General features: G+C 38.9%; 5 protein-coding genes and 3 pseudogenes (1 of these 8 cut by a window edge). 6 read left to right on the top strand and 2 right to left on the bottom strand.

Annotated features, from left to right (window positions below; all coding sequences use genetic code 11):
• Nucleotides 1–1023 (bottom strand): annotated as a pseudogene (locus LEP1GSC190_RS17950) (Ig-like domain-containing protein); its annotated part reaches 2150 nt to the left of the window's first position; the annotation flags it as partial.
• 88 nt (nt 1024–1111) lie between these two features.
• On the opposite strand from LEP1GSC190_RS17950, the pseudogene LEP1GSC190_RS17945 reads away from it, so the two are divergent.
• Nucleotides 1112–1801 (top strand): annotated as a pseudogene (locus LEP1GSC190_RS17945) (IS110 family transposase); the annotation flags it as partial.
• Nucleotides 1802–1858: 57 nt separating this feature from the next.
• Complete coding sequence (locus LEP1GSC190_RS17940) at nt 1859–3088, top strand: IS256 family transposase (protein WP_002749202.1); 1230 nt, start codon at nt 1859–1861, stop codon at nt 3086–3088.
• Nucleotides 3089–3120: 32 nt separating this feature from the next.
• Here LEP1GSC190_RS17940 and LEP1GSC190_RS17935 read toward each other — a convergent pair.
• Nucleotides 3121–4353, bottom strand: a pseudogene (locus LEP1GSC190_RS17935) (Ig-like domain-containing protein); the annotation flags it as partial.
• Between the two features lie 1892 nt (nt 4354–6245).
• Between LEP1GSC190_RS17935 and LEP1GSC190_RS17925 the strand changes: the two are divergent.
• Genes LEP1GSC190_RS17925 through LEP1GSC190_RS17910 form a run of 4 tightly spaced genes read left to right on the top strand, consistent with a single transcriptional unit; the run spans nt 6246 to nt 10596 of the window.
• Nucleotides 6246–7730 (top strand): SpoIIE family protein phosphatase, encoded by a 1485-nt coding sequence (locus tag LEP1GSC190_RS17925; protein WP_036036925.1) that lies wholly within the window; start codon nt 6246–6248, stop codon nt 7728–7730.
• A 1-nt stretch (nt 7731) separates the two neighbouring features.
• Entirely contained in the window at nt 7732–9186 is a 1455-nt protein-coding gene (locus tag LEP1GSC190_RS17920) for a tetratricopeptide repeat protein (protein WP_002749529.1), read from the top strand.
• Nucleotides 9183–10187: an LB_137 family protein gene (locus LEP1GSC190_RS17915; RefSeq protein ID WP_002749509.1), complete on the top strand. Its 1005-nt coding sequence runs from the start codon at nt 9183–9185 to the stop codon at nt 10185–10187. Before LEP1GSC190_RS17920 ends, LEP1GSC190_RS17915 begins: the two co-directional genes overlap by 4 nt.
• 10 nt (nt 10188–10197) lie before the next feature.
• Entirely contained in the window at nt 10198–10596 is a 399-nt protein-coding gene (locus tag LEP1GSC190_RS17910; RefSeq protein WP_002749574.1) for an STAS domain-containing protein, read from the top strand.
• Nucleotides 10597–10612: the final 16 nt, after the last annotated feature.

The raw sequence follows: 10612 nt of genomic DNA, 5'->3' as shown, positions 1-10612 counted from the left end.
GCTTCCGCTCACCGAAGAGACAGTAACCACGGAAGAAGTAGAAGTAAAGTTGCTGTTGTCCGAACAACTTCCGCTCACAGCAGATGTAAGAGCCAATTTGTAATTGGCCGCAGCCTTAGCCTGAATTTCGTTTACGTTTTCCGAATACGTGATTCTCACCGTAGTAGGAGTCAAAGCCACTACATTCGTGACCGTCGGAGCAACCGTATCCAAGAAGATCACGGACAAAGAAGTATTCCCGCTAATGCTTCCGAGAGTTGCAGTGATTGTCACGGCTCCGGCCGCAATTCCCGTGGCCCTACCTTCCGTTCCGAAAGCATTGCTCACCGTTCCGAGAGTTGTGTCGGAAGAAGTCCAAGTCACTTGGGTCGTCAAATCCTGCATCGTTCCATCGGAATATGTTCCCGTAGCCGTAAAATTCTTTGTTTGTGTCATATAAACAAAGCTGTTCGTAGGCCCTATTGAAAGAGAAACTAGTACGGCAGCTGTAACGGTCAAGCTTGTAGAATTGGAAACCGCTCCCAGAGTTGCGGTAATCGTGGTTGTTCCGGCAGAAACGGCGGAAGCTAAACCTTCGTGACCGCTCGCGTTGCTAATCGTAGCAGTGGAAGTATTCGAAGAAGTCCAAGTCACTTGAGTCGTCAGATCTCTGGATGAACCGTCCGTATAATGACCCGTTGCTACAAAGTTTTGATTCGATCCTTTCGCGATGTTGAAAGAAGAAGTCGGAGCGATGATGATGCTCGTTAAAACCGCGTTTGTAACCGTAAGGACACTCGGATCGGAAGTGACCGGGCCCAAACTCGCGCTGATATTAGTCGATCCCGTTTGAAGCATTGTAGCCTTACCGTTCGATCCCGAAGCGTTACTAATCGTCGCGACAGTCGGATTGGAAGAAGCCCAAGTCACAGAATCGGTTAAATTCTGATTACTACCATCCGAATAAAGACCTGTAGCAGTAAAATCCTGAGTCAAACCGTTGGCAACGTTCGGATGAGTAGGGTCGATCTGAATGCCAACTAAGACAAAATGGCGCCCCTTCTGGGCTTGAAAAGCGTGGGTTCGATGCAAGCATATACCACAAAACAAGAAAACCAACAGAAGGAACGTAATGAAAAGAAAAGTATATGTAGGAATGGATGTCCACAAAGAAACGAACAGAATTGCGAGTTTAACGAACAATACAAAGGAAATAGTAAAAGAACAGCAGATAAAACATAATGAGGTTCAGATCAAAAAGTTCGTCAATAAACTAAAATCAGAATGGAACGAGATACATAGTTGTTACGAGGCGGGAGTAACCGGTTATCCACTTTACAGATATCTCAAGTCTTTGGGAGTGAACTGTATCCTTGTAGCGCCAGGAAAGATACCAAGACAAAGTTCGGATAAGATCAAAACCGATAAAAGAGATGCGATCAAGTTAGCAAAATTATTACGAAGTGGAGAATTAGAATCGATTCATGTACCGAGTGAAGAGGACGAAGCAGTAAGGGATTATCTAAGATCCCGTGACAGCCTTCGTTTGGATTTAGGAAGGAATCGTCAGAGGTTGATGAAATTCTTATTAAGAAAGGGTATAACCTACTCAAAAACAAAGTATTGGACAGTCAGTCATAACAAATGGTTGAACAATCTACAGTTTAACAACGAGATCCTTCAAGAGACATTTAACGACTATTATAGTCGGGTAAGAGTTCAAGAAGAGAATTTAAAAGCGATGGATAAGAGGATACAAGAGATAGCGGAAAGTGAACCGTATCGAGAGAAAGTAGGAATATTAAGATGTTTGGAGAGTGTCGGCTTGATTGTGTAAATAACTTGTGAATAACCAAAAAGTAACAAGGATAAACCCAATATGAGCAACCCCAAAAATCGAGCTGAAGAGCTACTCGATGAATTAATCAAAGATAAGAGTCCTGAAGATCTACTGGGAAATGAAGGCCTCTTAAAGCAACTAACGAAGTCGTTGATAGAGCGAGCGATGCAAGGTGAGATGACGCATCACCTTGGATATGAGAAGAATTCCTCGTTGGGCAATAACACAGGAAATTCTCGGAATGGCAAAAGTAACAAAAAGCTCAAAGGAGATTTTGGAACAATCGATTTGGAAATACCTCGAGACAGAAACGGCAGTTTCGAACCTCAGATCATACAAAAAGGTCAGACACGTTTTACCGGCTTCGATGACAAAATCATTTCGATGTATTCTCGTGGAATGACCACACGAGAAATTACCCAACATCTCCAAGAAATCTATCAAGTGGAAGTCTCAGCGGATCTGATCTCAGAAGTCACCGATTCGGTACTGGAAACGGTGATCGAGTGGCAGAATCGTTCTTTGGATAAAGTATATCCAATTCTCATCATGGACGCGTTAGTCGTAAAGGTGAGAGACGGCCACCACGTTCAAAACAAATCCTTCTATTTGGCTTTAGGAATCAATCTACAGGGCACAAAAGAGATACTTGGGATTTGGGTGGAGCGCACCGAAGGAGCGAAGTTCTGGCTTCAGATCTTAACCGATTTAAAGAATCGCGGAGTTGAAGATATCTTAATCGCCTGCGTTGACGGGTTAAAAGGATTTCCGGATACGATCATATCAGTTTTTCCTAATGCACAAGTTCAACTTTGTATCGTTCATATGGTAAGGAATTCTTTGAAATGGGTTTCTTACAAACAGAAGAAAGAGTTGATGATTGATTTAAAGGCTATCTACAAATCTCCGTCGGCAGAGATTGCTAAGAAAAGCCTTGATGATTTTTCAACCAAATGGGACAGTCAATATCCGATGATCAGTAAGTCCTGGAGAAACAATTGGGAATCGGTGATTCCTTTTTTGGCCTATCCACCTAATATTCGGAAGGCGATTTACACCACAAACGCTATCGAATCTATGAATATGGGTTTAAGAAAAATTATCAAGAATCGGGGTTCGTTTCCTACCGATGAAGCGGCTATCAAGCTTCTTTATTTAGCTTTGAATAATATGTCTAAAAAATGGACCATGCCTATTCAAGATTGGGGGAAAGCCATGAACCAATTTTCGATTATTTTCGGCGATCGGTTGAAGTTCGATTCGTTTTAAGATATGTCATTTACACAGGAGCGCTGACACCCTCGAATCGATACTAAAACAGCGTTCGTGACGCTTAAAGAAAGAGTACTATCCACTCCTCCAATCCCCGCGGTGATATTTGTAGTGCCGACTCCGATTCCTATAATTCTACCGGATAAACCCGCAGAGTTATCCGCGGTAGCAACACTCGTCAAAGAACTGGACCAAGTTACTTGATTTGTGATATCGGAAACCGTACCATCCGAAAAAACTCCAGTTGCAGTCAAAAACAAAGTTCTTCCGTTAGCAACACTTGGGTTCGCCGGAGTAATCGTAATACTTGTAAGAACCGCCGAGGTAACGTTAACCTGAGTTTGACCGGTAGTCGCGCCTAAAGTAGCCGTGATACTCGCAGAGCCTGGAGATTGTGTAGTGAGAAAGCCTTTGGCGGACGCAGAGTTATCAATTGTAACGACGACCGTATTTAAAGAAGCCCAGGAAACTTGATTTGTAAGATTCTGAGTGGATTGATTACTGTAGGTTCCAATCGCGGTATACTGCTGCACTTTACCAAGAGCATAACTCGCGTTTGCAGGAGTCAAAGCGATCGAACTCAAGGTTGCGGCGCTTACCGTAATGGTCAAACTGGAAGTGATACCATGATACGAACCAGTGATCGAAGCGGAACCTGGAGAAATTCCTGAAACAAGACCAGTGGTATTCACTCCAGCAACGGAAGATTGAGTGACGTTCCAAGACGTGTCGGGATCAGAAGTCAGAACCTGTGTGTTGCCATCCGAAAAAATTCCTTCCAATTTGCATTGACGATCAATTCCCACCGGTAAGGCACTTCCCTGATTGACACAAGTAACGATCAGATTGGATAAAACCGCAGATGTAACGGTTAACGTAGAAGAAGCATTCTTTCCTTGAAACTCAATGTTTATGTTTCCAGAACCGGATTCATCCCTTTAAACTGAGATAGAGTCAACAACTTGAGAATGTTCGAATCCGCAGAAGACCAGACTCCCTCCGAAGAAATATCCCGATGAGTATTATTTTTATAGATAGCGGTCGCATTTAAATTCACAGTGGTTCCCCGAGCTAAACTCGAAGAAGGAGATGAAATTTCGATTCGATCCAATTCAACTTCGGCTTGATCCAATTCAAACAGATCGTTCACTCCTAAAAAAAGCATCCAAAAAGAATAAGCAGAGCGCGAGAAAAAGAATCGAAGTAAGCTTAAAAAAGAATCGTGCTTTTTTATCTTCGGATTTGTTGATCTTCTTAGCCATCGCCATAACCCTTTAGTAAAAGACTTAAAAATACGATATGAAGTGGAGATAACGCACAACATCCAAAAACAAACAATGCTCAACCACTCCAAATAGCAAATTATCATAATGTTCTTACAACAATATGCCAAATAATCACTTCATCAAAATAATAGCCGCGAGTAATACAAAAGTAAATAATTTTTTGACAAAATTTACACAAACAGGCCATAAAAGAAATTCCATAAAACGTTAAGCACTGCGAACAATCATAAAAGACGAGAAAGAAAAAACAGCAGACTTGTTCTGTTTTTTGGAAAATAGAAAAGAATAATTTTAAAATTATTTTAATATTAAAAGTACATAAAATAATAAACAGACTTGAAAAAACTGACAAAATTACAAGAATCGAATATATTTCAGAGCGAACATTTAAAAAAAGAAAAATACTATGAGAAGTGAATCATAGAATCGACTTTAGTCTCATTTCTCAGAAAGCCGAAATAGAAAGCAAAAGATAGAGCCTTCGAAACTTATTCCGTTCTGAAAGTGCCGAGAAGAATAAAAATCACGTCCAACGAACAAACGTCCTGATGAAAAATGAAAAAGCGAGTTTTCGACAAAATCCTCTACAAACATCGATACGGATATTGCAGCGAGTATCAAATATACATACTCGTTTGCGTCGGGCTTCCAGCTATATTTTACATAAAATCATACTACAAGATGTAGCAAAACTTCGAACCTCGCTATTCTCAAAGGAACCCTTGTATCAATCATCATGAAGTAATATTATATATTTTATTCTACTAAATCCCGGCTATAGGATCTCGTAAATTTTGGTGGAAATCCGTCTTTTAGATGTAGAATCTCAAACATCTTTTATATAGCACCTAGTAAAACAAACAACGAGCATTCAATACTTTGTAAATTTAACTCAATCAAAAGATTTGTACCTAAGTTTATACAAAGGCGAAAGATCGAAAAAATAAATGCTTATAATAGTATATAAAAGATTTAATTTTCGTACTATTCCTGGAACGCAGATAAAGATAATTGAAAAACGTCAACTAAACCACAGCAACAAGTCAATTACAAAATCGTATTCAAAAAATAACCACTATCGAGAACATACGGTTATCTATCTATGCCTGGACGTAAATTTCACACAGACAAGACAGGATTCGCAGATTATTGTATCAACGACAAACATCATAGAACGATACTTACAAACCCTACTCGATCATGGGAAATTACTTGGAGAAAGATTGAATTTTTACAGTTTATCTTTTCGATGGCAGAGCACAAAACTAAATCTCCAAAAAACAATTTCGAAACTATTAGCATCCGGTTTTTGACTGTTATGAAAATGTAATATATAATTGAAAATTTACAGGCAAGTTTCTATTATGAACGATCTTTTCGACTCTTGTAAAAACGAACGGGAAATACTACCAAAAATTCATTTTACTTTTGACTTTACGGGATAGATTCTACTCTACATTTGAATCCTAAAATTTTAGTCCTAGAAAACGAAGAGAAATCCGCACATTGTACACTTTTTAAGCAGTAGACCAATATCAATTGAACCGGAAATACACCCTTAATGAGTTATGTACATCGGTACTCAATGTAAAATCATTTTTAAAACATTGTAAATCTACGTTGAATCAGAATGGTTAATAAATTGTTTTCATTTCGCTCCGCAAATATTGCGCTTCAAATCCTTTCAAAATGCAATGAAACTTGAAAAGAAATAGAGTGACGAACCGTATCTTGAAAATACAACCGTGTGATCTCTTTTTTAATGCAACGTTCTAAAAATTATCCAGTATTTGTCCCGGAAACTAAAGGCTTCACTTTATAGTATGCAATGATTTTGACTCGCAAAACGGCGATAATCAACCTTGGCCATGAAAAAATCGCTCCGACTACAGATTATCGTTATTTATACGATTTTAACCGTTGTAAATCTTACTTTCGTAGCGGTCATGATTTTTGAAAATCAAACGGATCTTCTAATCTCCAATTTTACTTTGGAATCGGATCGGGTTGCCAGGGAAATACTTAAAAAAGTAGAATCTTTCGGGAACACAAACTTTGAGGATTCTTCTCAAGCCGACGAATTTCAGAGCAAACTCCTCAGCATCGGACTCACAAACTTCTCTGTAATTGCAGCCGAAGACAATTCTTTGGAAAAAACCCGCACACTTTTTTCAAGTGGAGTTACAGCCTCCATTTCCGATCTCAAAACAAAACTTACGAATATGAGCAACGCCAAAGCGGCTTTGAACACTTCGTATGATATAGAACTCGACACCGACCATTTTATTGTAAATCTGATTTTCTATCTCAATCCGAAAACGTTCTTAATTTCTCAAATTAAGATGAAAGAAATGGTGGATCGGCTCAGATCCCTTTATATACAGCTCGGATTGTTGTTAGTGTGGGGTTTTGCATTTCACATTCTTTTCGGAATTTTTCTCTATCGAAAAATTTTCGTGCGTCTTTTTCTTTTGAAAGAAGTCAGCGAAACGATGGCTACGGGAAACCTGAATGCAAGAATATCCTGGAATGTTTCCGCTCACGATGAATTGGACGTGTTAGGCAATACGTTCAACGGAATGGCGGAACAAATCTCTTCCCAATTTGATACTCTCAAACTTAAAAACGCTCAAATCCAGACAGAATTGGAAATCGGTAAAAACGTTCAAGAATGCTTTCTTCCCGAAAAAAGAAAAAAATTCAATTTGGTCAATGTAGAGATCATTTACCAACCAATGCGGGAAGTCAGTGGAGACATCTATGATATCATAGAAATCAGCGATACAAGAACCGCGTTCTTTCTAGCGGATGCGACCGGACATGGCGTCTCCGCCGCACTGATCACCTCCATTATTCACTACAATGTGGAAAACATCATGAAAGAAACCGTGAACCCGGCACATATCTTTAACCGGCTTAGCGATAATCTTTTTGAAACTTTACAAGGAACTTTCTTTGCGACCGGAATTTTCATTCTTTTTGAAAAGGAAGGAGGATACGCCTATTTCTGTAGCGCTGGACATAATCCAATCTATTACTATCGCAAGGCACAAAATAAAATTGTAGTACTCGAATCGACTGGATTTGTTCTTGGAATCGGAATTCCGGACGAATACAGTGTTCTAAAAATCAAAACGTCTCCGGGTGATAAGATTCTTGTTTATACTGACGGGGTTCTGGACGCGACGAATGAAACGACCGAACAATTCGGAGACGATCGTCTTTTGAATACTTTTCAAAAATACGCAACTCTACCAACGGAAGAACTAACGGAAAAAATCCGAAATGAAATCCATTCCTTTGCGAACGTGTTTCCTGACGACGTCACTTTCGGGATTTTAGAGATCACTTAAAATGAAAAAGAGTCTTTTCATCGCAATTCTTGGATTTCTATTGATCGTCGTTTTCGGTTTGATTGTACTCGATACAAAACTCTACGAGTTAAAGGTAACCCTTGAAAAAAGAAAACTTTTTAATTTTTCGTTCTCAAGCGAAATTCTAAGGTCAAAGTTCGAAAGCATTCTTTCTAACAGAGAAAACATCAGAGCGGAGATGAACCTGAACAATCTACAGAGTTCTTTGATTGAAAGTAATCAGTTAGAAAAATTCAGCGTGGGAATTTTACAAAACTTCGGATCTGTTTTGATCAATTCGGTCCGTTTTGTCACGGGCAAACCTCCGATAGACTTCGAGATCAGTTCGACCAAAATTCGTCTTTTGGAACACGCCTTCACACTAGAAAGAAATCAAGCTTTTAAAGAGGCTTATCAAGCTTATGGAGAATCGTTAAAAACATTTGCCAAAGGAACCGACGAAAGTGGGTTCATCCTTTTGCATCAAGGTTTTTGTCTCGCGGTTCAAGGGGAATTTGACCACGCCCTCAAAGATTTGGAATCGGTTTTGGAAAACAATCCCGGAAGCGTATTCGCAAACGACGCAGAGATTTTAATTGCAATCGTACAAAAATCAAAACAGAGTGCTAAAGAAATCGAGGAAAATTTCGACAGTCCTGAATCCAGAGCGAGAGCCTACTTCGCAAAAGGAAATTACCCCAAGGTTTTGGAAGAGTTCGCAAAATCGGAGATGACTTCCGCTGAGATGAAGTACATCCAAGCATACTCTTTCGAAAAAACGGGAAATCAAAACGTAGCAATTACCGAATATGCAAAACTCGCCTTTTCCAATACGGATAAGGAAATCGCAATCAAAGCAAATCGTAGACTCATGATGTTGGGTCATTATTACAATGCGGGAAATGAAATCGTAAAAATCTCCGACAAGAATGCGGAAAGGCTCGGAGACACAAGCGAAGCAACAGAAATCAAAGCTTCTTCCGAAAAATTAAAGCGAACAAATGTGGAAGACAATTTATCCAATCCAGATAAAACCAGTCACACTGACGAAAAGAAAAGTCTTCTGAGTTCCGAAATTCAAGAAGTTGTTTCCAAGTCGGAAGCATTTTTAAAAAAAGCGGAAGAGGAAGCGAAATCCGAGGCTAAAAATTATATTGCAATCCAAGTCTCCGATTCCGTTCCCGTTTACGGAGACAAAATCATCATAGATGGAGACGAAACCAAACTTTTTTCGGCCCATTTCCCAATTACTCTTGCCACTTATACGATCGACTCAATCACCGTTATGAAAAATTCTATCAAGAATTCGCGTAAACTTTTATTCATTCAAAACAAGGAAAAAATCCCATTTCTAAAAGCGATCTTTGAAGATGATCAATCCATTACCTTGATCGAAAAAAATTCCAAAAAGAAAATCAGTCTGAGCTCTCCGATTCAAATCGAGTTGTCGAAATGAGAAAAATTCTAATATATATTTTATTATTTATCTTTTTAACAGCCCAACTTCAAGCACATCGGGTGATCCTAAAATCGGGAGAACAAGTTTCGGGAGATCTTAAAGAAACTGAAGGAACATCGGATTATATCATCATCACAACGGAAGGAGAAGACATCAAAATTTTCAAAAAAGATATAGCCGAATTATTTTTCGAAGAAGCGGGAAATCATCTTTGTATGCATTTTAAAGAACAACCGGAACCGAAATGTAATCTCAAACTTATCAAGCTCAACGTTAACACACTTTATTACATCGATGAAAATAACCGCTATCTCCGGACTTCCTTCAAAGATTTGGAATCGATCAGTATTGAAGAACCGTCTACGAGAATTTTAGAACAACTTTCCAAAACCCGTTTCCAAATACGGATTACTTCTAAGGACAAAAAGGAAATTCTGTCACCCATTCAAAGTGTAAAGGACGAAACGATTTCCGTTCAAAACGAGTCTGATGCAACTCCGACCCTTATTCCAAAAGAAGAAATTGTATCTTTGTTTTATAAGACTACCGAAGAAAAAAAGGATCTTCCGAAAGAAAAAGAAATCCAATCGATCACAATTCTGGATTATTTAATACCGGGTTATTATCTCAAGAGACAAGGACATACAAAAAGCGGATTTACCTTGATGGGATTAACCGCAATTTTTGCGGCAGGAAGCGTCTACGAATATATAGAGGCGAAAAATACGCAAGGGAAAAGTCCGTTATTGATTCCTCAAAGCGACGGCTCCGTTCTTTGGGCGGAACAATCAAACGGGGAATTTAATAAACATAAAAATTTAAATCAACTTTTTCTAATATCATTGGCATGTACCTATTTGTTTAACACTGCATTACTTACTTTCCCGGCCACATTTTCTTTTTTCTTTCAGGAAGTCCCTGTAAATCCGGCAAATCCAAATCTACATTCGATAGAAAAGGATCAAAAAATTGAAATGAAAATCAACATTAACTTTTAGGAAAACAAAAATGGAAACAACAAACAATTCAAAGGACGAGTTATCCGTAGAGGTCATATCGAATTCTCACGTAAATCATCTACTAAAACCGTATGTTACGATTGTAAAAACGAACGGGGAAATAAATATTTTTTCTTCAAAAAAACTTAAAGATTTATTCAATTTGAAAATCGACGAAGGAGCCAAAGTTCTTTTATTAGACTTATCAGCTACGGCTCATATCGATTCCTCGGGACTTGCGGTCCTTATCAGCACGCAAGCTAAATTGATGAAACAACTCAAAGGCGCCTTGATTGTTTATTCGATTCCAAGTTCGATTGGTAAAATTTTCGAATTAACTCGATTAGATAAACTTATCACTATGTCGATTGATTTGGACGAAGCGGTCGATAAAGCAATGACATATTGATCGGATTCGTTCGCCT

Origin of the sequence: Leptospira mayottensis 200901116, assembly GCF_000306675.2 — a bacterium.
GTDB lineage: Bacteria > Spirochaetota > Leptospiria > Leptospirales > Leptospiraceae > Leptospira > Leptospira mayottensis.
Note: the sequence above shows the minus strand (reverse complement) of the source record. Positions and strands in the feature narration are given on the sequence as shown.